Below are 437 nucleotides of genomic sequence, written 5' to 3' on the forward strand. Positions count from 1 at the left end.
GAAAGCGACCCGAAGTTAAGATGTCGCCGTTATTGTACGGTCTAATGATATACGCTTCATCATTGAGACCAGCGCCATCGCCTAAATGAATATGGCCTAGGTAATCAAGATTTTGCGCTGGTAATTCAAAAAAAAAGAAAGTAAAAAATAGTGCAAGTAGAAGATTCAAGAATTTCATTGTGTGCCCGAAATTTTTTGCAAAGTTCAAGAATAATAACGGATAATGATGTTATATTTTTGCAATAACCCATAACCCATAACCCATAACCCATAACCCATAACCCATAACTCATAACCCATAACCCATCATGCTTCACCCCATCACCACCCCTCTCATTCACTCTCCTTCCCTCAGTGCACATGGCGTTAAAGAAGTATGGTTGAAATGTGAAAACATGCAAATCACGCATTCCTTTAAAGCTAGGGGAGCAGCAAAT

At 39.4% G+C, this 437-nt stretch carries 2 protein-coding genes; one reads left to right on the forward strand and one right to left on the reverse strand.

Annotated elements, in window-relative coordinates; all coding sequences use genetic code 11:
• The coding region (locus B9T16_RS29375; protein ID WP_410246467.1) for a hypothetical protein at positions 1 to 208 on the reverse strand (208 nt) is incomplete at its 3' end.
• Positions 209 to 308: 100 nt separating this feature from the next.
• Here B9T16_RS29375 and B9T16_RS29380 point away from each other — a divergent pair.
• Positions 309 to 437 (forward strand): pyridoxal-phosphate dependent enzyme (locus tag B9T16_RS29380; RefSeq protein WP_410246468.1); only part of this gene is annotated, 129 nt, incomplete at its 3' end.

The organism is Arthrospira sp. PCC 8006 (assembly GCF_046480465.1).
Classification (GTDB): Bacteria; Cyanobacteriota; Cyanobacteriia; order Cyanobacteriales; family Microcoleaceae; genus Limnospira; species Limnospira platensis.